Source organism: Actinomadura chokoriensis, assembly GCF_041463665.1.
Lineage (GTDB): Bacteria > Actinomycetota > Actinomycetes > Streptosporangiales > Streptosporangiaceae > Spirillospora > Spirillospora chokoriensis_A.
Window position 1 is genome coordinate 117,900 of sequence record NZ_JAXCEJ010000018.1, and the last position, 24,717, is coordinate 142,616.

The 24,717-nt window shown below is 71.9% G+C and carries 22 protein-coding genes; 16 read left to right on the plus strand and 6 right to left on the minus strand.

Features of this window, described 5'->3' with window-relative positions; all coding sequences use genetic code 11:
- Positions 1-150 precede the first annotated feature (150 nt).
- The 3 genes from SM418_RS25975 (at position 151) to SM418_RS25985 (ending at position 3,294) form a co-directional block, all read left to right on the plus strand.
- Complete coding sequence (locus SM418_RS25975) at positions 151-1,161, plus strand: pirin family protein (protein ID WP_371943717.1); 1,011 nt, start codon at positions 151-153, stop codon at positions 1,159-1,161.
- 296 nt (positions 1,162-1,457) lie between these two features.
- Positions 1,458-2,642, plus strand: coding sequence for an ATP-binding protein (locus tag SM418_RS25980; protein ID WP_443098396.1), 1,185 nt, complete (start codon positions 1,458-1,460; stop codon positions 2,640-2,642).
- A 337-nt stretch (positions 2,643-2,979) separates the two neighbouring features.
- Positions 2,980-3,294, plus strand: coding sequence for a hypothetical protein (locus SM418_RS25985; RefSeq protein WP_371943715.1), 315 nt, complete (start codon positions 2,980-2,982; stop codon positions 3,292-3,294).
- A gap of 78 nt (positions 3,295-3,372) precedes the next feature.
- Here the strand turns inward: SM418_RS25985 and SM418_RS25990 are convergent, their stop codons facing one another.
- From SM418_RS25990 to SM418_RS26000, 3 genes are all read right to left on the minus strand, one after another.
- Positions 3,373-6,633, minus strand: coding sequence for a S41 family peptidase (locus tag SM418_RS25990; RefSeq protein ID WP_371943714.1), 3,261 nt, complete (start codon positions 6,631-6,633; stop codon positions 3,373-3,375).
- A gap of 61 nt (positions 6,634-6,694) precedes the next feature.
- Positions 6,695-7,516, minus strand: coding sequence for a MauE/DoxX family redox-associated membrane protein (locus tag SM418_RS25995; RefSeq protein WP_371943713.1), 822 nt, complete (start codon positions 7,514-7,516; stop codon positions 6,695-6,697).
- On the minus strand, positions 7,510-8,478 hold the full coding sequence (locus SM418_RS26000) for a hypothetical protein (RefSeq protein WP_371943712.1): 969 nt from the start codon (positions 8,476-8,478) through the stop codon (positions 7,510-7,512). The genes SM418_RS25995 and SM418_RS26000 overlap by 7 nt, the downstream gene beginning before the upstream one ends.
- 263 nt (positions 8,479-8,741) lie before the next feature.
- Here SM418_RS26000 and SM418_RS26005 point away from each other — a divergent pair, with 263 nt between their 5' ends.
- The 3 genes from SM418_RS26005 (at position 8,742) to SM418_RS26015 (ending at position 12,806) form a co-directional block, all read left to right on the plus strand.
- Positions 8,742-9,221: a SigE family RNA polymerase sigma factor gene (locus SM418_RS26005; protein ID WP_371943711.1), complete on the plus strand. Its 480-nt coding sequence runs from the start codon at positions 8,742-8,744 to the stop codon at positions 9,219-9,221.
- Between the two features lie 125 nt (positions 9,222-9,346).
- Positions 9,347-10,969, plus strand: coding sequence for a long-chain fatty acid--CoA ligase (locus SM418_RS26010; protein WP_371943710.1), 1,623 nt, complete (start codon positions 9,347-9,349; stop codon positions 10,967-10,969).
- A 226-nt stretch (positions 10,970-11,195) separates the two neighbouring features.
- Complete coding sequence (locus SM418_RS26015) at positions 11,196-12,806, plus strand: RNA polymerase sigma factor (protein WP_371943709.1); 1,611 nt, start codon at positions 11,196-11,198, stop codon at positions 12,804-12,806.
- Between the two features lie 4 nt (positions 12,807-12,810).
- On the opposite strand, the gene SM418_RS26020 is transcribed toward SM418_RS26015, so the two are convergent.
- On the minus strand, positions 12,811-13,635 hold the full coding sequence (locus tag SM418_RS26020; protein ID WP_371943708.1) for a MerR family transcriptional regulator: 825 nt from the start codon (positions 13,633-13,635) through the stop codon (positions 12,811-12,813).
- 76 nt (positions 13,636-13,711) lie between these two features.
- Between SM418_RS26020 and SM418_RS26025 the strand changes: the two genes are divergently transcribed.
- The 3 genes from SM418_RS26025 (at position 13,712) to SM418_RS26035 (ending at position 18,253) form a co-directional block, all read left to right on the plus strand.
- Positions 13,712-14,707 (plus strand): adenylate/guanylate cyclase domain-containing protein, encoded by a 996-nt coding sequence (locus tag SM418_RS26025; RefSeq protein ID WP_371943707.1) that lies wholly within the window; start codon positions 13,712-13,714, stop codon positions 14,705-14,707.
- A gap of 68 nt (positions 14,708-14,775) precedes the next feature.
- On the plus strand, positions 14,776-15,609 hold the full coding sequence (locus tag SM418_RS26030) for an SAM-dependent methyltransferase (protein WP_371943706.1): 834 nt from the start codon (positions 14,776-14,778) through the stop codon (positions 15,607-15,609).
- 37 nt (positions 15,610-15,646) lie between these two features.
- The gene (locus SM418_RS26035; protein WP_371943705.1) at positions 15,647-18,253 is read left to right on the plus strand and encodes a DUF4132 domain-containing protein; all 2,607 of its coding nucleotides are present in this window, start codon (positions 15,647-15,649) and stop codon (positions 18,251-18,253) included.
- Between the two features lie 193 nt (positions 18,254-18,446).
- Here SM418_RS26035 and SM418_RS26040 read toward each other — a convergent pair whose 3' ends face one another.
- Positions 18,447-18,836: a hypothetical protein gene (locus SM418_RS26040; RefSeq protein WP_371943704.1), complete on the minus strand. Its 390-nt coding sequence runs from the start codon at positions 18,834-18,836 to the stop codon at positions 18,447-18,449.
- On the opposite strand from SM418_RS26040, the gene SM418_RS26045 reads away from it, so the two are divergent.
- The 7 genes from SM418_RS26045 (at position 18,820) to SM418_RS26075 (ending at position 23,745) form a co-directional block, all read left to right on the plus strand.
- Positions 18,820-19,029 (plus strand): hypothetical protein, encoded by a 210-nt coding sequence (locus tag SM418_RS26045; RefSeq protein ID WP_371943703.1) that lies wholly within the window; start codon positions 18,820-18,822, stop codon positions 19,027-19,029. The two genes, SM418_RS26040 and SM418_RS26045, sit on opposite strands and share 17 nt — an antisense overlap.
- Complete coding sequence (locus SM418_RS26050; RefSeq protein ID WP_371943702.1) at positions 19,026-19,262, plus strand: hypothetical protein; 237 nt, start codon at positions 19,026-19,028, stop codon at positions 19,260-19,262. Before SM418_RS26045 ends, SM418_RS26050 begins: the two co-directional genes overlap by 4 nt.
- Before the next feature lie 18 nt (positions 19,263-19,280).
- Positions 19,281-20,744 (plus strand): benzaldehyde dehydrogenase, encoded by a 1,464-nt coding sequence (locus SM418_RS26055; protein WP_371943701.1) that lies wholly within the window; start codon positions 19,281-19,283, stop codon positions 20,742-20,744.
- Positions 20,745-20,845: 101 nt separating this feature from the next.
- Positions 20,846-21,568: a class I SAM-dependent methyltransferase gene (locus tag SM418_RS26060; RefSeq protein WP_371943700.1), complete on the plus strand. Its 723-nt coding sequence runs from the start codon at positions 20,846-20,848 to the stop codon at positions 21,566-21,568.
- Positions 21,569-21,764: 196 nt separating this feature from the next.
- On the plus strand, positions 21,765-22,310 hold the full coding sequence (locus SM418_RS26065) for a hypothetical protein (protein WP_371943699.1): 546 nt from the start codon (positions 21,765-21,767) through the stop codon (positions 22,308-22,310).
- A gap of 179 nt (positions 22,311-22,489) precedes the next feature.
- Positions 22,490-22,642: a hypothetical protein gene (locus SM418_RS26070; protein WP_371943698.1), complete on the plus strand. Its 153-nt coding sequence runs from the start codon at positions 22,490-22,492 to the stop codon at positions 22,640-22,642.
- A gap of 8 nt (positions 22,643-22,650) precedes the next feature.
- Positions 22,651-23,745 carry a UbiA prenyltransferase family protein gene (locus tag SM418_RS26075; RefSeq protein ID WP_371943697.1) on the plus strand — a complete coding sequence of 365 codons (1,095 nt, stop codon included), beginning with the start codon at positions 22,651-22,653 and terminating at the stop codon, positions 23,743-23,745.
- Here SM418_RS26075 and SM418_RS26080 read toward each other — a convergent pair.
- Positions 23,721-24,701 (minus strand): SpoIID/LytB domain-containing protein, encoded by a 981-nt coding sequence (locus tag SM418_RS26080; protein ID WP_371943696.1) that lies wholly within the window; start codon positions 24,699-24,701, stop codon positions 23,721-23,723. The genes SM418_RS26075 and SM418_RS26080 overlap by 25 nt on opposite strands.
- Positions 24,702-24,717 lie beyond the last annotated feature (16 nt).

Below are 24,717 nucleotides of genomic sequence, written 5' to 3' on the forward strand. Positions count from 1 at the left end.
GAAGATTCAACTAGTGCGGGCTATCGTGAATTTCACGGTAGCAGGACGACGCAGCCGCCGTCCGTGGAAATAGTTGAACCATCAACTGTGTTGCACGGTCCAGTGCACCGCCCGGCAGCCGGACGGGCACCCGGACGAAGGGGAGATCCCATGCCTGCCGTGATGGCCGACCCGCTGACCCTGCCCCGCCTCCCGCTGCTGCCGGAGGCCGGCACCGACTGGCGCCGCGTGGCGAAGGTCGTGACCGCCAAGCGCCACCTCGAAGGCGAGGGCTTCCAGGTCAGGCGTCCCTTCCCGGGCATCGACCTGTCCCTGGCCGACCCGTTCCTGCTCCTCGACCACATGGGCGCCGTCGAGTACGCGCCGGGAGAGGCGAAAGGCACCCCGTGGCACCCGCATCGCGGGTTCGAGACGGTCACCTACATCATCGACGGGGCGTTCCAGCACCAGGACACGACCGGCGGCGGCGGTCTCATCTCCGATGGCGCCACGCAGTGGATGACGGCCGCGTCCGGCATCCAGCACATCGAGCAGCCGCCGCCCGAGCTGGTCTCCAAGGGCGGGCTGTTCCACGGCGTCCAGCTCTGGGTCAACCTGCCGCGCGCCCAGAAGTGGCTCCCGCCGCGCTACCAGGACATCAAGGCGCGCGACGTCAAGCTGCTGGCCGCCGACGACGGCTCGTCGCTCGTCCGCGTCATCGCCGGGTCGGTCGCCGGTTACGACGGCCCCGGCATCACCTACACGCCGATCAACTACCTGCACGCGACGGTCGCGCCCGGCGCCCGGCTGGCGCTGCCCTGGCCGCGCGACTTCAACGCACTGGTGTACGTGCTCTCCGGGCGCGGGACGGCCGGTGTCGAGGAGGTCGCGCTGGACGAGGGGCAGCTCGCCGTGTTCGCCGGGTCCCACCACAAGGGCACCGGTGACGGCATCGTCGTCCGCGCGGCCGACGCCCAGCCGTCGGCCGGCGCGAACGGGTGGGAGATCCTCGTCCTCGGCGGCCTGCCGATCCGCGAGCCGGTCGCCCGGTACGGCCCGTTCGTGATGAACACGCGCGACGAGATCGTCCAGGCGTTCGAGGACTTCCAGGCCGGACGCATGGGCACGGTACCGGCCGAGCAGGTACCGCACCGGTCCGACGCCGACGAGTCGCTCGCCTGACCCCGCGGGCGGGCCCGTCCGGGTTCCCCGTGCCGGACAGACCCGCCCGCGGCTGTTTCGCGGTTCGCGTGACGGCGCCCCGGGCGTGCGCTAGTGTGTTCGAATAGTCGAACAGAAGTTCGACCTGTTCGGACGCGCTCGCCCGGGGAGGCGACATGGTGGCGACGGCCACGCGAGGGCATGACGCCCCGGCGCGCTGCGGGCGGCGAGGAGAACGCGCGACACGCCGCAGTGTTTTCTACGCAAATCTACGGCCGCAGCTATATCGCCTCATAGAGTCCGACAGCGTGGACCCCGTGCGCAATCCCTACGCTCCCGGCGCCGGGCAGCGCCCTCCGGAGCTGGCCGGCCGCGACCGCGAGCTCAGGCAGTTCGAGGTGGTGCTCGAACGCGTGGCCCGCGGCCGTCCGGAGCGCAGCATGATCGTCACCGGGCTGCGCGGGGTGGGCAAGACCGTGCTGCTCAACGCGTTCCGGTCGATGGCGATCCAGCGCCTGTGGGGGACGGGCAAGATCGAGGCCCGGCCCGACCAGTCGATCCGGCGGCCGGTCGCCTCGGCGCTGCACCGGGCCGTCCGGGAACTGGCGCCCCGGCACCGCGCGCCCGACCGCATCGAGGAGTTCCTCGGCGTGCTGAAGGCGTTCGCGCAGGCGGAGCCCGAGCCGTCGGGCAAGGGCAAGGCGCGGGTGCACCGCTGGCAGCCCGGCATCGACGTGCCCGCCTCGCGCGGGCGCGCCGACTCCGGCGACCTGGAGATCGACCTCACCGAGCTGTTCGTCGACGCGGCGTCCGTCGCCACGGACGTCGGGGTCGGCATCGCCCTGTTCGTCGACGAGATGCAGGACATCCCGGCCGACGACGTCTCCGCGCTGTGCGCCGCGTGCCATGAGCTGTCGCAGGTCGGCGGGCCCCTCATCGTGGTGGGCGCGGGGCTGCCGCACCTGCCCGCCGTCCTGTCCGCCAGCAAGTCCTACTCCGAGCGGCTCTTCCGGTACGCGCGGATCGACCGGCTCGACAGGGAGTCGGCCGACGTCGCGCTGATGGCCCCGGCCGAGCGTGAGGACGTCACCTTCACCGAGGACGCCCTCGACGCCCTGTACGGCGCGGCCGACGGCTACCCCTACTTCGTCCAGGCGTACGCCAAGGTCGTCTGGGACGTCGCACCCGACACCCCGATCACGGCGGACGACATCAAGGTCGCCGCCCCGGAGGCGGAGAGCGAGCTCGCGGTCGGCTTCTTCGGCAGCCGCTACGAGCGCGCCACCCCCGCCGAGCGCGACTACATGCGCGCGATGGCCATGCTCGGCGACGACCCGGTGCCCACGGCGTCGGTCGCCGACGAGCTGGGCCGCAAACCGTCCAGCCTGTCGCCCGCCCGCGACGGGCTCATCAAGAAGGGCCTCATCTACAGCGCCGAGCGCGGCATGGTCGCGTTCACGGTGCCGCACTTCGGCAAGTTCCTCCGCTCGCAACCCGCCTGACCGCCTGACCTGCCTGACTTCCTGACCCCTGTCGCCCTGACCGCCTGTCGGCTTCGGCTCTATCGAGTTCTCTAGCGAAAAGGCTAGAGAACGGTAGAAAGCTGCATCGAGCCGCGTCGTCAGGTGAATATTCGGCTCTCTAGCGTTGGGCGTAGAGAACCGTAGATTTCGCTTGCCTTGTCTCTGGGTTTGTCTAGGACTTTCTAAGAATCGTTGTAGAAAGCCCTAGACGGTCGCAGAGAGCGCGCTGAGCCCGGTGTTGTCTCGGGGCGGCACAGGGGTAGGAGCCTCCTCGTATGACCATCCAGTGGGCAACAGGTCTCTGTCGGGGGGAAACATGACAGACCGAGATCGGTTCCGCGGTCAGGACCCGGACAACGAATTCAGCCAGGACGACTACCCGACCGAGGACGAGATGTCCTCCTCCATGGGCGGCCAGGACGAGTGGTCCAGGTCCATGCGCCAGGACCAGGGCGGCCGGGCTTCGGACGCGGAGAGCGAGTACACCTACGAGCAGGGCGGCTACTTCGGGCAGGACGAGACCTCGTCCAACATGCACGGCGACGGCATGCGGGGCCACCGGCCCGATAGGAAGCCCGGATCATTCGACGAGGACGACGAGTTCGGCGACGAGGAGATCGGCGGCTGGTGACCCGGCCCGCCAGGCCGAGGTGAGGGCCGCATCCCACAACGGGCCGCGGTCCTCACGGCGTTTCGCGGTGCCCGCCGATCACAGCGGTTCGGGCCGAGGGCGCGCGGACGGGTTCGGCGTATGCGGCGGGAACCTCGTCATCCGGGCGAGGACCTCGTCGATCGCCCTCTCCAGTTGGGTGTCGACCCCGTTCGCGTGCTCCTGCGGCGTGATGTCGACCTCGATGTCGGGGTCGGTGCCGTAGTTCTCGACCTTCCACCCCACGTCGTCGAACGTGAACGAGAATTCGGGCTGCGTGGTGACGGTTCCGTCCGCGAGGCGGTGCCTGGGCCAGATCCCGACGACCCCGCCCCAGGTCCGCTTGCCGATGAGTGGGCCGAGGCCCAGCAACTTGAAGGCGTGGCTGAAGATGTCGCCGTCCGAGCCCGTCCGCTCGTTGGTGATGGCGACCATCGGTCCGCGCGGTGACTGGCGTGGATACGGGGTGGGGACGCCCCACCGAGGGAAGTTGTAGCCGAGCCGCTGTCGGGCGAGCTTTTCCAGCAGCAGACCGGAGACGTTGCCGCCGCCGTTGAAGCGGACGTCCACGATCAGCCCTTCCCGGTCGTGCTCGCCGAGGAAACCACGGTGGAACTCCGCGAAACCATCCGCGCCCATGTCCGGGACGTGGATGTAGCCGACGCGGCCGCCCGTCCTGTCGTGGACCAAGGCGCGGTTGGACGAGACCCAGTCGCGGTAACGTCCGGGGCGCTCGTCGGCCAGCGTCCGGACGGCGACGGTGAACGGCTCCCCGCCGCCGCGTTGAACGGTCAGCAGCACCTCCGCGTCGGCCAGGTTGACCAGCCGCTCGCCGGGGACGACCCGGCCCGGCGCGACCGGCTCCCCGTTGACGGCGATCACGGCGTCGCCCGGGCGGACGTCCACCCCGGGACGGTTCAGCGGCGACGTGGCGGAGGCGTCCCAGGGGTCGCCGCCGACGATGTGCGCGATCACGAACCGGCCGTCCGCGATCGTCCAGTCCACGCCGAGGAAGCCCTGGTCGTAGACGGGCTGCCGGCGGTACTCGCCGCCGATCTCGAACGCGTGGGACGTGCCGAGCTCGCCCTGCATCTCCCAGAGCAGATCGGAGAACTCGCCCCGGGTCGTCACCCGGTCGACGAGCGGGCGGTAGCGGCGGTAGACGGCGTCCCAGTCGACACCGGCCATGTCCGCGTCCCAGAAGTGCTCGCGCTGCAGGATCCACGTCTCGCGGAGCATCTGCCGCCACTCGATCGCCGGGGAGACCGACACCTTGACGCGCCCGAGGTCGACCCAGCCGCTCTGCCTGCCCGGCGCGTCGTCCTTCGGCTGCTCGCGCCCGGCCGACACGAGCCGGACGCGGGGCCCGGACCGGTACAGCACGCCGACGCCGTCCCGCGCGAGCCAGAAGTCGCCGACGTCGCGCAGCCGCGTCCGCGCCTGCCGGGTGGCGAAGTCGAACACGTCCACGCGGCCGAGCGGCGGTTCGGCGCCGCGCCCGCCCTGCACGGGGAAGACCGAGTACAGCACCTTGCCCTTGAGCCCGGCGATGCGTCCGAAACGTCCCTCGCCGACGGGGAACGCGACGACGCGACTCTCGATCCCGTCGAAGTCGATCGCCAGCCGGGTGGCGGCGGCCACGCTGCCGCCGAGGCCGTCGCCGGAGACGTCGCGCAGGTCGGAACCGTCCGCGAGGGCGCCGCCCGACGGCGGGGGCGGCGCGCCCCCGTCCTCCGCGAGCGGGCGCGGGGCGGGGGCGAACGGCGACGCGAGGTTCCGCCGCAGCGTGATCGCGTACGGCCGGGCGCCGAGCGGGAAGCCCCGGTCGAACTGCAGCGTGTCGGGCACCGGGTTGAACACGCGCTGCCCGATGAAGTACAGGTAGCGGCCGTCCGGGTCCCAGGCCGGGGCGCGGTCGTGCAGGACGGGACGGGTCACCGGCAGCGTCAGCCCGGTCTCCGCGTCGCACACCTTGATCGCCGTCGTCTGCGCGGTGTCGGGGAAGGCGTAGGCGATCCACTCCCCGCCGGGCGACCAGGCCAGGCCGGTGATCGCCCCGTAGGGGCTGACGTCCAGCGGCACCGGCTCGAAACCGGCTTCGGCGTCGAGCAGGTACAGCTCGTTGCGGTGGTTGGTGAAGGCGAACCGGTCGGCGGACGGCGACGGCGCCAGTTCCACCACCCGTCCGACGTCACCGGACGTCTCGGCGTGGGCGGCGTCCCGGTCGCCGCCCGACGTCAGCACGACGAGCCGCTCCCGGCCGTCCTCCCCGGACGCCGCCGCGATCAGCCGCCGGTCGTCGTTGAACCAGGTCAGCAGCCGGTAGCGGACGCCGTCCTGCCGCCCGTGCTGCCGGACGGGCCCCTCCCACGCCGGGAACGAGTACGCCTTCCCCCGCGTGGTGATCGCGAGGCCGTCGCCCGCCGAGTTCACGGTCACGGTGTCGAGGTAGTCGGCGGCGGACACGAACCGCCGGTTCCGCTGCGTCCGGGAACTGCCGAGCCGGACGTCCAGCCGGCGCGGGCCGGGCCCGCCGGGGTCGCCGGACCCGCCGGGGTCGAGGACGTACAGTTCGGCCGCCGCGTGGTAGATCAGCCGGTGCCCGTCGTCGGCGAGGTTGCGGGCGTAGTAGTCGACGTGGCCGGTGTGCCGGCGCAGGCCGGTGCCGTCCGGGAGGCACGAGTAGACGTTGCCGATGCCCTCGTGGTCGGACAGGAAGTAGATCCGGTCGCCGACCCAGCAGGGCGCGGCGAGGTTGCCGTCGAGGGAGATCAGGCGGTGGAAGGCGCCGGAGCCGGCCGGGTCGATCCACAGGTCTCCGGCGGTCCCGCCCCGGTAGCGCTTCCAGCGGGCCGGGTCGGCGGTGTTGCGGCCGATGACGACCGCGCCGCCCGGCCCGTAGGACGCGCTGGAGGCCGGGCCGTACGGGAGTTCCTGCGGGAGGCCGGCCGCGGGGTCGATCCGGTGCAGCCAGTTGTGGCCGCGGAACGGGCGCCGCCCGTCGCTCGCGTAGACGATCCCGCCGGACGGATCCCAGCCGGTGATCGTGCAGGACGTCCCGTGGAACGTCAGCCGTGTCGCCGAGCCGCCCGACGCCGGCATGACGTAGACCTCGGACGGGCCCTCCTCGCGGCCGACGAAGGCGAGCAGCCGCCCGTCCGGGGACAGCCGGGGGTAGGAGGCGGCCGCGACGCCCGCGGTGAGCCGGTACGCGCGGCCGCCGGCGGCGGGCACCGTCCACAGGTCGTCCTCGCAGACGAAGACGACGTTGTCGCCGCAGATCGACGGAAAGCGCAGGTAACCGCCGTTTTCTCCCTCCACGGGCGATCTGTGCCCGCTCTGCGCGCGCGGAACCTCCGGCCGGCCTCGGACGCCCGGCCCGCTAGACGGCCGCGGGCACCTCGGCCGCCTCGGCGGCCACGACCGCCGACCGGACGGCCCGCGCCCGCTCGGCGGTCGACACGGCGAACACGATCTCCACGTCGCGGTCGTCCACCCGGCCCGCGTAGGCGACGAACCGCCAGCAGCCCTCCCGCCACACGTCCAGCGGGGCGGCGCTCACGACCGCGTTCTCGTGCCGGGCCCACGCCTCGCTCCGGTGAAGGGTCGCAAAGGTCTCCGACATCGGGCTGCGCCGCCGCTCGCAGGGCGGATCGGCGGGCCGGCGGCGCCGCCCCGCAAGCTCGGCCAGCTCGGGGGACAGCGCCGCGAACAGCGCCACCTCGACCGCGAACACCAGCCCGACCTGGACCTGCACGTCCCGCAGCACGTCGACGCCGGCGAGCGGCGCGCCGAGCGACGCCAGCGCCGCGCCGGTGAACAGCACGGCCCGCAGCACGCTGCGCCGCCCGACCTTCCTGCCGCTGAGGCCGCCGAAGCAGCCGCATCCGGCGTCCGGCCTGCGGACCCGCAGCTCGCCGACCACCCAGGTCGCCGCCGCGAACGCGACCGTCGTCGCGAGCCGCACCGACAGGTGCGACGTCACCAGCAGGGCCAGCCCGAGGACGCCCTCGCCGAGCCCGAGCCCGACCGTCAGGCCGCGGCTGCGGCGCACCGCCGTCACCCGGGCGAGACCGGCCGGCACCGGCACGCCGTGCACGCGGTCGGTCGCGTCCGCGGGCTCCCGGACGATCAGCTTCGCCAGGCACGCGGCCAGCAGCACCGCCGCGAGCAGCAGCACCTGGGTGTTCTGGAACGTCACCATGGCCCCTCCACCCGGACGGACGCGTTGAAGCAGCCCGCGTCCAGATCACCGCCGAGCCCGGCGAACGCCGCCGGGGTCAGCTCGACGATCCGGCCGCGCGGGGACGCGTCGCAGTCCACGCACCGGTCGCAGAAGCGGGCCGCGGCACAGCCGCACTCGACCACCGGGACGGTCGCGGCCCGCCCGCCGCACGCGTTGTGGACGGTCACCTCGCTGCCCACCGACAGGTACGGGAACGGAACGCAACCGGACGGGGCGTCCGCGCATCCTCCGGCGCTCCCCTCGGAGTCGACCGCCGGATAGGCCGCCCCGTCCGGCGCCTCGTCGGCCGCGTCCCCGAACCAGGTCGCCGTCCCGCGCAGCACGCCCTGCACGGGCGCGGCCGGCTCCGGCGCGGCGAGAGCGTCGGCCCGGTACCCCGGCTGGGCCGTGCCGGGACGCACCGCCCGCGGCCCGTCCGGGGACCCGACGCAGATCAGGTCGATCAGGTATCCGGGTTCCAGGCGCGGATGCCGGACCAGCACCTGCCCGAGGGCGTGCGGGGGGATCGCCACGTGGGTGCGCCGGCGGTGGGCGCCCATGTCCACCTCCACGGCGTCCCTCCCGCAGGCCAGGATCGTGCCGGCGACGCGCGCTATGTCGACCCAGATCCGGTCGGCGACGGCGGCGCCGCCGCTGAGGCCGCGCTCCCCCCGCCGGACGACCACCGAGCGGCCCGGCCGGAGCGCGGCGAGGCCCCCGCGCCCGCCGTGCCAGACCTTCGTGGTCTCGCTCATCGCGAGTCTGACCTCCGTGCCGCCCGCGGCCAGCACCAGCAGGTGCGGGCTGGCGTCCAGGACGGTCCCGCTCAGCGCGTTCAGCGGCGGCCGGTCGGCCGGCCTGCCGGGGGACGCCCCGAACACGGCCTCGCGCGCGCGGCGGCGCGCTTCACGGCGCGCTTCACGGCATGGGGACGGCGTCATCGCGGCACTCCGGCATGATCACTCTGGGCAACTGGGCAGAAGACAACGAGTCAAGGCTCACGTACGGTGACCGCGCCTGTCGACGGATTTGTCGCGATAAGTCAGCCGGAGGTGGAGGTCTGATCTACCTGGGATGAAGATTATGAACTGGTTGACCCGGATATGTGATTTATGTAGGCCCGTAATTACGATCTTCCTGCGATCGTCGACCATACCCGGGAGCGGCCGGAGGCGGCTCCCCAACCCCTTGGTCCGGTGGTGATGTGAACGCGACGCGGCACGAGGAGTTCCGCGAGTACGTGGCGGAGCGCAGGCCCGTCCTGCTGCGCGCCGCGAACCGGCTGGCCACCGACCGCGCCGAGGCCGAGGACCTCCTGCAGGCGGCCCTCACCAAGACCTACGTCGCCTGGGACCGCATCCAGGACCGCGCCGCCGTCGACGGCTACGTCCGCCGCGCCATGGTCAACACGCAGATCTCCTGGTGGCGCCGCCGCAAACTGGACGTCTATCCCACCGACCGCCTCCCCGACCGTCCCGTCGAGGACCACACCGACCGCAGCGAGATGCGCGACGCCCTGGGCCGCGCCCTCGACCGCCTCCCCGAACGCCAGCGCCTGGCCGTCATGCTCCGCTACTACGAGGACATGTCGGAACGCGAAATCGCCGAAGTCCTCGGCGTCAGCGTGGGCACCGTGAAATCCACCGTCTCCCGCGCCATGTCACGCCTCCGCGAGCTCTATTAGCCGCGCTCGCCCAGGGCGCTCACCGCCTGTCCCGCTTGCACCGTATCGGGCTATTCGGGGGTCGCTCCTCCGGGCCAACGCTGCGAGAATCCGGTTTCTGGAGCCGTTCTTGCAGGAGGCGTGCCGTGTACAGCACCATGCAGGATTTCCCGCTGACGATTACGACGATCATGCGCTACGGCGCGGGGGTCTTCGGTGACACCGAGGTCGCCACCTGGACCGGGGACGGGGCGCGCCGCCGGAGCTACGCGGAGGTCGGCGAGCGCGCCGCCCGCCTCGCCGGGGCGCTGCGCGGCCTCGGGGTGGACGGCGATCAGCGCGTCGCCACGTTCATGTGGAACAACGCGGAACATCTGGAGGCCTACCTCGCGGTCCCGTCGATGGGCGCCGTGCTCCACACGCTCAACCTGCGGCTGTTCCCCGACCAGCTCGTCTACATCGCCAACCACGCCGAGGACCGGGTCGTCATCGTCGACGCGTCGCTGATCCCGCTGCTGGCGCCGGTGCTGGCGCAGCTGAAGACCGTCCAGCACGTGATCGTGGTCGGGGACGGGGACACGGCGCCGCTGGAGGGCGCGGGCAAGGAACTCCACGGGTACGAGGCGCTGCTGGCGGCGGCGCCGGCGACATTCGAGTGGCCGGAGATCGACGAGCGGTCGGCCGCGGCGATGTGCTACACGAGCGGGACGACCGGCAACCCGAAGGGCGTCGTGTACTCGCACCGGTCGGCGTACCTGCACTCGATGTCGACGTGCACGGGCAACGCGATCGGGCTGAGCGCGTCCGACGTCGTCCTGCCGGTGGTGCCGATGTTCCACGCGAACGCCTGGGGCATGCCCTACGCGGCGGTGATGGCGGGCGCGTCGCTCGTCATGCCGGACCGGTTCCTGCAGGCGGAGCCGCTCGTCCGGCTGATCGAGTCCGAGCGTCCGACGGTCGCCGGGGCCGTGCCGACGATCTGGTCGGACGTCCTGCGGTACACGAGGGAGCACGGGGCCGACCTGAGTTCGCTGCGGCTCGTGCCGTGCGGCGGGTCGGCGGTGCCCGCGGCGCTGATGCGCGGCTTCGACGAGATCGGCGTCCGCATCGTCCAGGCGTGGGGGATGACGGAGACGTCGCCGGTCGCCTCGGTGGCGCACCCGCCGGCGAACGCCGGGGGCGAGGACGCCTGGCGGGCGCGGATCAGCCAGGGCCGCGTCCTGGCGGGCCTGGAGATGCGGATCGTCGGGGACGGCGACCAGGTGCTGGCCTGCGACGGCGAGGCGGTCGGCGAGGTCGAGATCCGCGGGCCGTGGATCACCGGCGCCTACCACCTCGACGAGGACCCCGCGAAGTTCCACGACGGCTGGCTGCGGACCGGAGACGTGGGGACGCTGTCGCGGGACGGGTTCCTCGTCCTCACCGACCGGGCGAAGGACGTCATCAAGTCCGGCGGCGAGTGGATCTCCTCGGTGGAGCTGGAGAACCACCTGATGGCGCACCCGGACATCGTGGAGGCGGCCGTGGTCGGCGTCCCCGACGAGCGGTGGCAGGAGCGTCCGCTCGCGTCGGTCGTCCTGCGGGACGGCGCCGAGGTCACGCCGGAGCAGCTGCGGGAGTTCCTGTCCGGGCGGATCCCGAAGTGGCAGCTTCCCGAGCGCTGGTCGTTCATCGCCGAGGTGCCGAAGACGTCCGTCGGCAAGTTCGACAAGAAGGTGCTGCGGCGCCGTTACGCGGACGGTGACCTGGAGGTTCGGCGCGCTGACTGAAGGCGGCCGATTCGGCGGCGCGGCCGGGCGGCTGACTCGATTCTGACGGCGAGTCAGCCGCCACGTGGTTACGGAGAGAGGCGATATCCCACCCCGGTGTTACCTTAATGGTGGATTTCCGGAGATGATGTGGTGCGGATGGGGTTCACGGGTGTATGCAAGGTGGGCTGATTGTCCGGACGACCCTCGTGGGTGCGGACCCCTCATGTCGCCGCCGGGAGCGTGAATGCCAAGGTTGTCCACCTCCGCACGCTCGGCCGACCGCGACCTGGTCAAGGGGCTGAACGAAGGCGACGAGGCCGCGCTCGCCGCGCTCTATGACGAGTACGCCGAGCGCCTTTATGACTACGCACTGTCAATGTCGGGAGATGCGAAGGTCGCCGCCGACATCGTCCACGACACGTTCATCGACGCCTGCCGCCGCGCCCCCCGGATGCGCGAACCCCTGGACCTCGGCCCCTGGCTGTACGGAGCGGCCCGGCGGCGCTGCGTCCGGCGGGGGCGGGCGAAGGAGCTGTTCTGGGACCGGGACGGCGAGTTCGCCGACCCGCCGTTCCCCGGCCGCGCGGAGGAGGACGACCTCGGCCTCGAATGGCCGCCCGCGGACGAGTTGCACGGCCTGCTGCGCGCCTGCCTGTCCAGGGTGGAGCCCGCCGACCAGGAGGTGATGCTCCTGGCGCTCCGGTACGGGCTCGGTTCGGCGAGGCTCGGGAGGACGCTCGGCCTGTCGGCGCGGCGTGCCGCGCTGCGGGTGCGCGAGAGCGGCGCCGAACTGGAGGCCGCGCTGCGGGTGGCGGTCCGCGACGCCGAACGGGCGTGCGCCGCCGCCACCGGGGCGGCGGAGGGGGAGGGCGAGCCCGGCTCCCCGGCGGTCGCCGTCCTGGCAGCTCTGGCACCGACGGCGGAGGAGGCCGCGCGGGCCGTCCCGCCGCATCCGGCCAGGGGACTGTCGCGGGTCCTGCGCCGCCGGGGCGACGACTCCCCCGCCGACACCGGCACCGAACGGCACGCCGCCTGCTGCCGCGCCTGCCTGCGGCGCGGCCGGGTGTCCCCCGCCGCGCTGCTGCGCAGGGCGCCCGCGCCGGTGCTGCCGGCCGCGCTGCGGCACCGCGTCATGCACACGGCGACCGATCCCGAACTGGCCGGCCACCGGGCCGACATCGCCGCGCGCGGCGGCCCGCTCACCCCGTCCGGCCTGCCGAGCCAGCCGGACGTGCCGTCGCCGTTCACCCGCCGCTGGCTGTTCACCGTGGGCGGCATGGCGGGCGCGCTGGTCGCCGCCATCGTCGCGGTGCTGGTGATGGGGCCCGGCATCGGCGGAGGGCCGCTGTCCTGGCCGCCGTTCGGGACGCGCCCGCAGCCGTCGATCACCCGCGAGGCGCCGGAGAACGGTCCCCGCCACAGCGGGCAGCCGTCGGAGGGGCCCGGCGGGGGGACGCCGACCCGCCCGGTCCAGCCGCCCGCCAGCCCGCAGACCGACGAGAAGAGCCCGCAGGAGACCGGGAACCCGCAGGCGCCGTCGCCGCCGGCCGACCGGCCGGTCAAGCCCGGCGTCCTCGTGGTCGACCCCGCGAAGGTCGAGATGTACGGCACCAAGACCGCCCAGGTCAGCCTCGCCGCCAGGAGCGGGCCCGTGACGTGGACGGCGATGACGTCGACGAACCAGCTGATCCTTTCGGAGATGCAGGGCGGCATGGCGGAGGGCGGCACGACGAGCCTGACGCTCACCCTCCGCACGGCGATCATCGGCCTGCCCGGTGAGGGGACGCTGACGTTCACCGACTCCGAGGGCGCGCCCCACCAGGTGACGGTCGTCTGGGGCGCCACGCTCCTGTGACGGGCTAGCGGCCGGGTTGCTCCCCGAGCGCGTCCCGGATCGTCTCCAGGCGTTCGCCGAGCGCCGCCTGGACGCGGGTCTCCATCGCCCGCGCGATGAACGGCTCGACGACCATCTTCACCAGCGGCCGCATCCGGCGCACCACGGCGGCGACCTCGGCCACCTCGTCGCTGTCGCCTCCGCCCTCGTTGCCGCCCTCGTTGCCGGCCTCGTCGCCGCCCTTGTCGCCGCCCTCCGTCCCGGACGGCCCCTCCAGCCGGTGGAAGACGTGCTCCTCGACGAGGTTCACGAAGCGTCCGGCGATCACGTCGCAGTCGGCGCGGATCTCCTCGGCGATGTCGAGCACGGAGTCGAGCGGGATGCCGGCGGCGACCAGCTCGGCGCCGACGTGCAGCAGCCGCGGGCTCGGGACCCGGTACTTCTCGCCCTCCGGCTCGATCAGGCCGATCTCGATGGTGCGCTGCCGGACGCGGGCGACCTCGTCCTCGTCCAGCCCGGCGCCGAAGATCTCGACGAGCTCCTCGAACGTCGCGGTGCCGGGGATCTCGTCCGACCAGGGATCGGTCAGGACCTTCTCCAGCCCGAGGACCTCGCCGACGTCCTTGCCCGTCTCCCACGCCGACAGCAGGTCCTTGATGATCGCGAACGTGTAGCCGCGGGCGAGCAGCTTGCCGATCAGCCGGAGCCGCGCGAGGTGCGAGTCGTCGTACATCCCGACCCGGCCCTCCAGGCGCGGCGGCGGCAGCAGGCCCCGGTCCTGGTAGGCGCGGATGTTCCGCACGGTGCTCTCGGCCAGCCGCGCCAGCTCGTCGATTCGGTACTCGGCCATGCCCCGCCGTTCGGATGATGTGATCTTACTCCCCGTACCATTGTTACATCGTTCGATGACACATAGGCTTCCGGCCATGGCGGACGACATCGAGGAGGCACTCCTCGGAGGCCCTTTGCGCTACACGCGCAAGGGAGTCGTGGAGCTCTCCGGCGTCACCGACGACTACGCGCGCCGGATCTGGCAGGCCCTCGGCTTCCCGGCCCCGCCCGACGACGAGGTCGCGTTCACCGACGGCGACGTCGCCGCCCTCCGCGAGATCAAGGATCTGCTCTCCCACGACATGGTGGACGAGGAGATGGTCCTCCAGCTGGCCCGCGCCCTCGGCCAGACGATGGGCCGCCTCGCGAGCTGGCTCGGCGACGTCTGGCTGCAGCGGCTCGGCGAACTCCGCTCCGGCGAGCCCATCACGTCCGACGGGGTCACCGCCGCGCTCATCGCCACCGAGGAGCTGCGCCCGGCGTTCGAGCGCCTCCTCCTGCACGGCTGGCGCCGCCAGCTCACCGCCGTCGGCATGCGCGCCGCCGCCACGACCGCCACCGCCCAGGCCGACCCCGCCGCCGGCCTCGCCCACCTCGCGGTCGGTTTCGCCGACGTCGTCTCCTTCACCCGGCTGAGCCGCCGCCTCGACGGCGATTCCCTGGCCGCCTTCATCGAACGCTTCGAATCGACCGCCGCCGAGATCGTCGCCGAGGCCGGCGGCCGCATCGTCAAGACGCTCGGCGACGAGGTCCTCTTCGTCACGTCCACGCCGTCCGCCGCAGCCGAGATCGGCCTGCGCATCGCGGACCGTTTCAACGAGGCCCCCGACTTCCCCAAGGTCCGCGTCGGCCTGGCCTATGGCGAAGTCATCCAGCGCTTGGGCGACGTCTTCGGGACGCCGGTCAACATGGCGGCGCGGCTGACGTCCACCGCCTACCCGGGAACGGTCCTGGCCGACCCCGACCTCGCCACGGTCCTCCCCGAGGACGCCTACGAGATCGCCGCCCTACGCGCTCGCCCCCTCCAGGGCCTGGGCCGCGTGAGACCTTTCGTCCTGCGCCGCCCCCGCCGCTTGTCCGGAAACGGCTGAAGCAAGACCGGATTGGAGTGGCACGAGTTACGGTATTGGCTACTCGACGCCGTACCACGGGAGTGTAAGTGAGCCTGGACGAGATTCCCCACGACATTCCGACCTCCGCGCGCGTCTACGGCTGGTACCTGGGCGGAAAAGACAATTACGAGGTGGATCGGCAGTTCGCGATGGCGAACCTGCCCGCATTCCCCGAAGCGCTCGACATCACCAGGGCCAACCGGCTGTTCCTCTACCGCGTGGTGCGCCACCTCGTCCAGGAAGCGGGAATCCGGCAGTTCATCGACATGGGGTGCGGCCTGCCGACCGGCAACAACGTGCACGAGGTCGCGCAGCGTTTCGCGCCCGATGCTCGCGTCGTTTACGTCGACATTGACCCCATTGTTCTCATCCACGCCCGTGCCCTTCTGGCCGGAAACGGTTCCACGACGGTCATCCCCGCCGACATGCGCGACCAGGACGGCGTCCTCGACCACGAGGACACCCGCCGCCTCATCGACTTCGACGAGCCCCTGGCGGTGCTCTTCCTGTCCGTCGGCCACCACCTTCCGGACGCCGACGATCCACAACGGGTCCTGCGCACCATCCTCGACCGGGCCGCCCCGGGCAGCCGCCTCGCGTTCTCCCAGGTCGTCACCGAGAACACCGCCCGCGGCGCCGACCTCCAGGCCCGCATGACCGCCGCCGGAATCCCGTGGCAGACCCGTTCCCGCGCGGAGGTCGACGCCCTCTTCACCGGCCTGACCCCCGTCGCCCCCGGCCTGGTCGACGTGGACGACTGGCGCCCCGACCCGTCCCAGCCGCCGCTGGAACCCGCCCCGGTCGAACTCGAGACCTTCCTCGGCGCCTCCAAACTCAACCGCGACTTCCGCGAGTACGGCGGCGTCCTGGCCCCGGCATGAACCGGAATGTCGGCCGCCATCGCTAGCTTGCGGTGCCATGGTCGAGACGGTGGACATTCCGGTCGAGTGGCGCGAGCACATCCATCCGAGGCGCGGCGGCATCGCCGGACCCCGGATCGTCCTGGACGAGGACGCGGCACGAAAGGCACGCCAGTGGGAGCGTGCGGCACGTCCGATCGCCGCGGAGATGGCGGGGCACGAGCGCACCGACCCGGAGCTGGGCCGGGCCGTAGGGGCGTGGCTGGACGGTGAACCCGACCCGGTGGGCGCGGCGGCCGTCGCCGCCGTCGCGGTGAAATATCTGGAGGGCACCGACGGCGCGGCCTTGCTGGACGCCTGGACGCTGGATCACGGGATCGCCTTCGCCGCCTGCGCCGTCACCGAGGCGTCCTCCGTCGTGCTCGGTCCCGCGCCCCGGCGGGCGACGCCCGACGGGAACGGGTTCATCATGCTCGTCTCCTACGCCGGCGGCGCCTCACCGGCGGGATGGCGCGGCGAGATACGGCGTGCGACCGCCGACGACCACTTCGGCGCGATCGCGTGGATCGCCGAGGACGCGGTGGTCAAGCGCCTCCGCACGCTGCTCGCGGGGGCGTCCGAGGCCGAGTACCGCGACGCGGTCGCGCGCCTCGCGGCACACCGCGGCGACGCCTCGCGGCGGCGCACGGCCGCCTACCTCGTCCCGACCGAGGTGGCCTGGGTGGAGGAGACCCTCAAGGACTCCGGCAGATCGATGGCCCTCGGCTACGAGCATGTGATCTGCTCGCTGTCCAGCGCCGCGCACGCGTCCCTGGTCTCTTGGATACCGGTGTCCGCGGCCACGGTCGGGACGCTGCTGGACGGGCTCGGCGAGAGCGTGCTGCCGCTGCTCGACACGAATTTCAGCCACTCCTACGAAGCCGAGAAGACGCGCCCGGTCGTGGTGAAGGCGCTGCTGGCCATCGCCGACGAGAGGATCTTCCCCATCCTGCTCCGGCGCTTCGGTGAGAGCGGCGTGCCCGCCGCCTTGCAGGAGGCGATCGAACGGCACCCGGAGCATGCCGTCCGCGCGCTGGCGCCGCTGGCCGGCGACGGGACGACCTGGGGCCTGCGAGCGGCCGGCCTCCTGCGCGGGCTTCTGCACGCCAGGCCGCAGCTGGCCGGGGAACTGGCGCCGGGCGCCGCCGAGGCGCTGCTGCCGCGTCCGGCCGTCCCCGACAGCGACGACCTGCCCGATGTCCTCGCGGGCAGGCCGCCCGCCCGCGGCTCGAAGACCGACTGGGCCGACCCGGAACGGCTGCCGCGGATCCTCACCCGCGACCGCGACCGGGCACTGCCCGCGACCGCGACCCGGGCCCTGCTCAACCTGCTGGCCAGGAAGGCGCCGGAGGCCGCGGACGTCCGCGGCTTCTGCGACCGGCACTCGCTGGCCGAGTTCTCCTGGGCGCTGTTCGAGCGCTGGTTCGCGCTCGGCGCGCCCGCCAAGCACAGGTGGGCGCTGGCGCAGCTCGGCCTGATCGGCGACGACACGACGGTGCGCAGGCTCACCCCGCTGATCAAACTGTGGCCGGGCGAGAGCGGTACCGGCCGGGCCACCGCCGCACTGGACGTCCTGGCCGGCATCGGTTCCGACGTCGCCCTCACCCACCTGTTCGAGCTGACCCGCCGGGGCAACTACAAGGGCCTCAAGGCCAGGGCCGCCCTGAAGATCGACGAGATCGCCGCCGCGCGCGGCATCACGCGGGACGCCCTCGCCGACCGCGCCGTCCCAGACTTCGGCCTGGACGACCGCGGCACCCTCGTCCTGGACTACGGGTCCCGCCAGTTCACGGTGACGTTCGACCAGCAACTCGTCCCGCTGGTCGTGAAGGCGAACGGCAAGGTCCGCAAGAGCGCGCCCAAGCCCGGTCCCAAGGACGACCCGGCCCTGGCCCCGGCCGCGCACGCCCTGTTCACCGGCCTCAAGAAGGACGTGCGGACGATCGCCGTCCAGGAGATCAAACGCCTCGAACTGGCGATGATCACCCGGCGGGGCTGGACGCCGGACGACTTCCACGGCCTGTTCGTCGTCCACCCGCTGCTGGGGCACATCGCCCGCCGGCTGGTCTGGATCACTGACGGAGGCACCGCCTTCCGCGTCGCCGAGGACCGTACCTACGCCGACGTCGACGACGACCCGTTCACCCCGGCGCAGGACGCCCGCATCAGCATCGCCCATCCGCTCCAGCTGGACGACCTCGACAGCTGGGCGGAACTCTTCGCCGACTACGAGATCCTGCAGCCGTTCGAGCAGCTCGGCCGCCCCGTCCACCGGCTCACCGCCGCCGAACGGGCGACACACCGGCTCGCCCGCGTGGAGGGCCTGGTGCTGCCCTACGGCAAGGCGAAGGGCCACTCCGAAGGCCGCTGGGAATCGGTGAACGAATCCGGCGAGTTCGCAGGCGGGTGGCTGGCCCGCCGCGACCCCGCTGGCCTCTACGTCGTGGCCGGCCTGAGCCCTGGCCTCCACTACTACATGTACGGCGAGGGCGAAGACCAGAAGATCAAGACCTTGTGGGCGGGCCGCGCCCCCGCCCCCTCTCCGACGGACACGGTCCCCCTCGGGCAGGTCGACCCGGTCACGATGAGCGAGGCCATCCACGACCTGCTCCGCAGCGCCTCCTGACCCGTCCCGCGCCAGAAGGGGAACTCGCGGTCCTGGTCGCGAACGCTGACCGGCTGCTGGTGGTGCGGATCGACAGCGTCGGCGGCGGCAGCGGCAAGGGGCTGACCGGGCTGTCGGGAATCGACCAGACGCTGCGCGGGGCGCTGACGTACTGGGTGGCGCTCGCGCTGGCGCTGAGCACCATCGCCGGCTGCTACCTGCTGCTGCGCAGCCGGCTCAGCCTGTCGCTGATGGCGGTGCGCGACGAGAAGACCGCGGCGGGCTCGGCGGGGGCTGGCTCGGCGGCTGGTTCGACGCGGTGCTCGCCCCGGAGGTGCGCACGGCCCTCGCGGCCGCCCGCGCCCGGCTCGAAGAGCACGGGGTGCGTATCGAGGACGTCGTCGTCCCCGACGAAACGCGCATGCCAGAGGCGGTGCTGGGCAGGATCCTCGATGAGGCGGGCGCGTTCCACCGGCGCGCCTTCGAGCAGGACCCCGCCCTGTTCGGACGCGACCTCACCGAGCTGATGCGCATGGCGCCGCGCACCGCCGAGGTCGCGGTCGCGGGCCGGAAATGGCGTCGAGCTGGTGCTGACCCGGCTCACCTCGCTGTTCAACGCGGCGGGGCTGCCCGCGGTCTCGGTGCCGGTGGCCCTGGCGGACGGCCTGCCCGTCGGGCTCCATCTCGCCGGGGCGGCCGGGCGCGACGACAGCGTCCTCGACGCGGCCCGCCTCGTCGAGCGGCTGAACCCGCGGCTGCCCCGTCCGGACCTCGGCGAGAGGAGGAAGCCCAGATGAGAGTGTCCGCCGCCGTCGCCGAAGAACTCGGCGCCCCGTTCCGCGGCGTCGGCACGCTCGGGGGCAGCGGGCGCGGCCAGGTCCTCATCACGGCCCTGGTAGATCTGTACCGCCAGGGCCGTTTCCCTTTCGACCGGCTGGTCCGCTTCCACGACCTCGCCGACATCGACCGGGCCCTCGACGACAGCCGTCGCGGCGAGGCACTCAAGCCCGTACTGCGCATGAAGCACTGACAGGAAAGGAAGACACCCGTGGGACTGCTCGACAGCGTCGCTTGGCAGGGGAACATCTTCAAGAACGGCGAGTGGACGCCGGGAACCGGCGGCGACTACGCCGTGGTCGAGCCCGCCACCGGTGCCGAACTCGGCCGGATGGGGCAGGCGACCCCCGAGGACGTCGCCGAGGCGGCCGCGAGCGCCGCCAAGGCGCAGCGGGAGTGGGCCGCCCTGCCCTACCCCGCCCGCGCCGCCGTCCTGCGCAAGGCCGGTGACCTTTGGCAGGAGCACGCCGAGGAGATCAGCGGCTGGAACGTCCGGGAGGTCGGAGCCGTCCCGGGCATGGCCGGGTTCGCCCTGCACGTGGCGGCCGAAGAGTGCTACGAGGCGGCCGCCCTGCCGGGCCGGTCGATCGGCGAGGTGCTGCCGTCGGAGGAGCCGAGGCTGTCCATGGCACGCCGCGTGCCGGCCGGCGTCGTCGCGGTGATCTCGCCGTTCAACGTGCCGATCATCCTCGGCATCCGCTCGGTCGCCCCGGCGCTCGCGCTCGGCAACGCCGTCCTCCTCAAGCCCGACCCGCGCACCGCGGTCACCGGCGGCGTCCTGATGGCCCGCGTGTTCGAGGAGGCCGGGCTGCCGCCGGGCGTCCTGCAGCTGCTGCCCGGCGGCGGGGACGTCGGCGAGGCGCTGATCACCGACCCGAACGTCCGGGTCATCTCCTTCACCGGCTCCACCCCGGTCGGCCGCCGCATCGGAGAGTTGGCGGGCAGGCACCTCAAGCGCGCCCACCTGGAGCTCGGCGGCAACTCCGCCCTGCTGGTCCTGGACGACGCCGACGTGGACGAGGCCGTCAACCTGGCCACCTGGGGCTCGTTCTTCCACCAGGGCCAGATCTGCATGACCGCCGGCCGCCACCTGGTCGCCGACCGCCTCTACGACGACTTCGTGGAACGCCTCGCCGCCAAGGCCGGCGCGCTCCCGGTCGGCGACCCGGCCACCGGCGAGGTCGCGCTCGGCCCCGTCATCGACTCCGGCCAGCGCGACAAGATCCACGGCATGGTCACCGCGAGCGTCGACCAGGGCGCGGCGCTCGCCTCCGGCGGGACCTACGAGCAGCTCTTCTACCGGCCCACGGTGCTCGCCGACGTGCCCCTGACCTCGCCCGCGTTCGCCGAGGAGGTCTTCGGCCCGGTCGCCCCGGTCACGCGCGTGTCGTCGGTCTCCCAGGCGGTGGAACTGGCCGCCGCCGGCGACTACGGCCTGTCACTCGGCATCGTGACCCGCGACGTGATGCGCGGCCTGGCCGTCGCCGAGCAGATCCCGACCGGCATCGTCCACATCAACGACCAGACCGTCAACGACGAGGCCAACGCCCCGTTCGGCGGTGTGAAGGCGTCCGGCACCGGCTCCCGCTTCGGCGGCGCCGCGGCGAACATCGAGGCATTCACCGAAACCCGCTGGATCACCATGCGAGGCAAGCCACCGCACTACCCGCTCTGACGGCGACCCCGGCGCGGGCGCGGCCCACAGGCCGTGCCCGCGCTTTGCCGATGTCCTGAGCGTCACGGACCATCCCGCGTCGGAGAAGTACCCTTGGCCCGGTGTTCTCGGCTCAAGGCCCATCTCTGCGCGAACTGGCGGTCCAGGCGCTGTCCTCGGTCGAACGCGGCTACGACCTGCTCGCTCCGAAGTTCGACCACACGCCGTTCCGCACCCCTGACGGCATTCTCGACGCGGCCACCGACGCTCTTCGTCCGCTCGGGCCTTTCGAACAGGGACTGGACGTGTGCTGCGGCACCGGCGCGGGCATGCGGACCCTCGAACCCCTCTGCCAGGGAGGCATCACCGGCGTCGACTTCAGCGCGGGAATGCTCGCGCAGGCGCGCGAAGCTCACCCGGACGCCGAGTGGGTACGGGCCGACGTCCGGGCCCTGCCCTTCGCCGATGCCTTCGACCTCGCCGTCACCTTCGGAGCGCTCGGCCACCTGCTGCCCGCCGAACGGCCCGCGCTCTTCGCCGGGGTGTACCGCGCGCTACGGCCCGGCGGGCTCTTCGCCTTCCCGATCGGCGCGCCGCCACCGGTCTCGTCAGGCTTGTACTGGGCGCTGCTCGGATTCGACCTGGTCATGCGCATGCGGAACGCCGTCTGGCGTCCCCCGTTCGTCATGTACTACCGCACCTGCCCGCTGCACGCGGTCCGCAACGACCTGACAGCAGCCGGATTCAGCGTGGCAACGGCCCCGATGACGTCCTTGGGGCGACGCCAGGACGGCAGTCCGCGCTACCGGCTCGTCCTGGCACGCAAACCCGGCGAACACATGTGAGCCGCATACCGCGCACCACGCCCCGGACGGATGCGCGGGCAGGACGGAACTGATGTCCAGCCGGAATACGGAAACAAGGGCTCACGTCATTCTGATGTGCTTATGCGCTGGCGTTTCGAGGGGTGATTCACCGCCCCGGCCAGCATCGTCCACATGGCCGATGTGCACCCCCTTCGCCGGAGTTTAGGGTGACGTGGTGTCTTTCGCTGTGCCGGTCATCGTCGCGTCCGTACTGGGGTTCGGCGGTGGCCTGCTTCTGCGGCCCGCCGCCGATCGACTGTTCCGTCGCCGCCCGTCGCTGCGTTCGTACCGTCGCGAGCTGGACGGTCCACGGCCTGGCCTGGCGTTCTACGTGATACCACCGGCGCTCGGCGACACCGACGAGATCGTGGCCGAGTTGACGGCGGGCCGCCGCCCCCGGCTCTGCCTGATCGGCCGGTTGTGCGGGCCGCTGCCGTACGACCGGGTCGCCGTGCCCGAGAAGGCGCTGCTCCGCGGTTCCCTGTGGGTGGCGCCGGGGCTGCTGATGTTCGATCCGCGCGGGGACGCCGAGATGAGCGTCCTGGAGGCGCCCTACGGTGTCGACGTGAGCGAGCCTATGCTCACCGAGACCGGCACTCCGGTCCTCACGCTCGACCTGGGGGACGGCGTGCTCGTCTTCGAACCCGCTCCCGACACCGATGCCGAACACGCGTGGAGCCGGATCCGCGCCGTCCTCGAAGACGACGGGTCCAGTTCGTAGACGGCTACCGCGTAACCCGGACAGTTCGCGGGGCTTCTTGGTCACTTGAGCGAAGAGTCCCCGAGGTGCCCCGCAGAGGATGCCATCCAGTGGCTTCGTGGAAATCTAGGTAGGAGTACTCAGCCGGTCTGAGTAGGTGGACTCATGCGCTGTCCGCCGCTCCGGGTCAGGGTCGGTGCATGGGCCGACAACCTCAGCGCGACGTGATTCGCCTGCTGGTGACGACGCTGGCGATCGTGGCCGGGGTCGTCCTGCTCGTCGGCGGGCTGGCCGTCGTCGGAGTCCTGTTCTTCTTCGTCTATGCCATGTCCAATTTCGGGAGCAACAAGTGATCCCGCGGTTGCTGCTGATCGTCCGCATGGCCCGGCCGGCGGTCGTCCTGTTGCTGGGGCTATTCACGGTCACCGGGCTGGCCCAGGCGGGCCACGACGAAGATCACTTGCTGCTGGCCCGAGCCCTCGTCGTGGTCTTCGGGTTCCTGGTGTTCTCGGTGGCCTGCAACGACGTCGCCGATGTGTCCATCGACCGGGTGAACCTGCCCGGCGACCCAGGGCGGCCTCTCGCGGCCGCCACCGCGCACCGCCGCGACATGCTCTTGGTCGGCGCCACCGCCGGCGTTCTGGCGCTGGTGGCGAGCCTCACCCTGTACTGGCCGGCAACGGTGGTGACCGTGGTGGGCCTGGCCATCAGCGCGAACTATTCGCTTCGCCCGGTCAGGCTGGCCGCCCGAGGCGTGCTGGCGCCGCTGGTGCTGCCCGCCTGTTACGTCGCCGTGCCTTATCTGATCGGAATCTTCGCGGTGCGCGACTCGCTGCGGCAAGGCGACCTGCTGTTGCTCGCCGGGCTGTATGTCGGCTTCATCGGCCGGATTCTGCTCAAGGACTTCCGTGATGTCCGCGGTGACGAGATGTTCGGCAAACGCACGTTCCTGGTGCGGCACGGCCGCGGCTGGACGTGTAAGTTCAGCGCCGTCTGCTGGATCGCCGGGACGATCATGCTCGTGGGTGCCGTCCGGCAGCCCACCGTTCACCTGGCCGCCGTCAACGCCGTATACCTGGCCGCCGCGCTGCTGCTCTTGCGCGCCCTGTCGACGGAACGAGGCGCGCGCCGCGACGAACACCTCATCGCCGCGATCGCCATCGTCGGCCGTGGAATCGTCCTCTCCGTCCTCGCCCATCTGGCGCTCACGAACGCCCACTGGCCCACCGCGTGGTACGGGGGAATGATGACCGCGCTGACCGTGTGCATGCTCACCCAGGCGGGCGTGATGGCCCGCCGCGGCCCGGCCGTCCCACCCGCCAGACGATCGCCGACCCGATCACTCATCTCAACCGCGGGCCATCGTGGAAAAACACTGGTTCCCCGCCGTGGCGGGGACGGCGGGGAACCAGGGTCCGGCGGTTCACGGGGTCAGGAGAGAACGATCCCGCTGTAGTAGTACTTGAGGATCCTGGAGTAGCTCCAGCCGGCGTTGGCCTTGTCGCGAGAGCCGTACTGCGACATCCAGTCGCCGGTGACCCACCCACCGCACGCCGTCGTCGTGGCGCAGTAGTGGGCACGCAGGATCTTCCCGCCGCGGGTCATCTTGGCGCTCCACGTCGCGTCCACCGCGGCGCTCGTCGACGCCTTCGCGGAGCCGGGCTTGTACACCTGGCTCGACGTGCTGTCGTAGACGTCGAAGCACTGGCCGCCGGCGGTCTTGCGCGTCGAATGCAGCGCCCAGTACCAGCCGTAGCTCTTGACGGCCATCGCCCCGGCGTTGAGGGACGCCTTCGGCCAGCTCGACACCCACTCGTTGGGGAGGACGTTCTTGACGTATGTCTTGAACGGCACCCGGTCCACGCGGTTGAGAGACGTCCTGTACACCAGGATCGTCGTGGGCAGCTTGCTGTCCGTGCCGTCGGTCTTGCAGCCGATCGGCTTTGCGGAGCTCAGCAACTCGTGCGAGGCGTTCTGGTTCTTCAGGCTGGAGTTCAGGTTGCCCTTGGCGCCGGCCTTGAAGTCCTGGTATTTGCCGCTGTAGCCGCTGTTGAAGTAGACCCGGACGGTTTTGCTACTGCGGTTCCACACCGAGGCGGCGTTGTTCTTGACGCACTTGCCCTTGCCGGTGCCCGCGCTCTTGAATTCGTAGCAGGAGGGCTGCTTGGCGCCGAGGTCGGCGACCGAGCCGGTGAAGTCCGAGAGCGACCCCTTGTTGCCGCTGTTGAAGTAGTAGCAGAACTCGCCGGTGTCGCACACTCCGTTGCGGCCGGCCGCCGCTCCGGCGGGCGACGCGTTGACCGACTCCACCCCGCCGAACGCGATGGCGGCGGTCGTCACGGCGACCCCGCCGAGCGCCGTGGCCGCGATCGTCGCGATCCCCGCGGTGAGCCGGGCTCTTCGTCTCGACACTGTCGTCTTCCTCTTG

What these genes read in the sequence shown, in the direction of transcription:
- SM418_RS25975 (WP_371943717.1), top strand. Translation starts at nt 151, where the DNA reads ATGCCTGCCGTGATGGCCGACCCGCTGACCCTGCCCCGCCTCCCGCTG.
- SM418_RS25985 (WP_371943715.1), top strand. Translation starts at nt 2,980, where the DNA reads ATGACAGACCGAGATCGGTTCCGCGGTCAGGACCCGGACAACGAATTC.
- SM418_RS25995 (WP_371943713.1), bottom strand. Translation starts at nt 7,516, where the DNA reads ATGGTGACGTTCCAGAACACCCAGGTGCTGCTGCTCGCGGCGGTGCTG.
- SM418_RS26000 (WP_371943712.1), bottom strand. Translation starts at nt 8,478, where the DNA reads ATGACGCCGTCCCCATGCCGTGAAGCGCGCCGTGAAGCGCGCCGCCGC.
- SM418_RS26015 (WP_371943709.1), top strand. Translation starts at nt 11,196, where the DNA reads ATGCCAAGGTTGTCCACCTCCGCACGCTCGGCCGACCGCGACCTGGTC.
- SM418_RS26020 (WP_371943708.1), bottom strand. Translation starts at nt 13,635, where the DNA reads ATGGCCGAGTACCGAATCGACGAGCTGGCGCGGCTGGCCGAGAGCACC.
- SM418_RS26025 (WP_371943707.1), top strand. Translation starts at nt 13,712, where the DNA reads ATGGCGGACGACATCGAGGAGGCACTCCTCGGAGGCCCTTTGCGCTAC.
- SM418_RS26035 (WP_371943705.1), top strand. Translation starts at nt 15,647, where the DNA reads ATGGTCGAGACGGTGGACATTCCGGTCGAGTGGCGCGAGCACATCCAT.
- SM418_RS26050 (WP_371943702.1), top strand. Translation starts at nt 19,026, where the DNA reads ATGAGAGTGTCCGCCGCCGTCGCCGAAGAACTCGGCGCCCCGTTCCGC.
- SM418_RS26070 (WP_371943698.1), top strand. Translation starts at nt 22,490, where the DNA reads ATGGGCCGACAACCTCAGCGCGACGTGATTCGCCTGCTGGTGACGACG.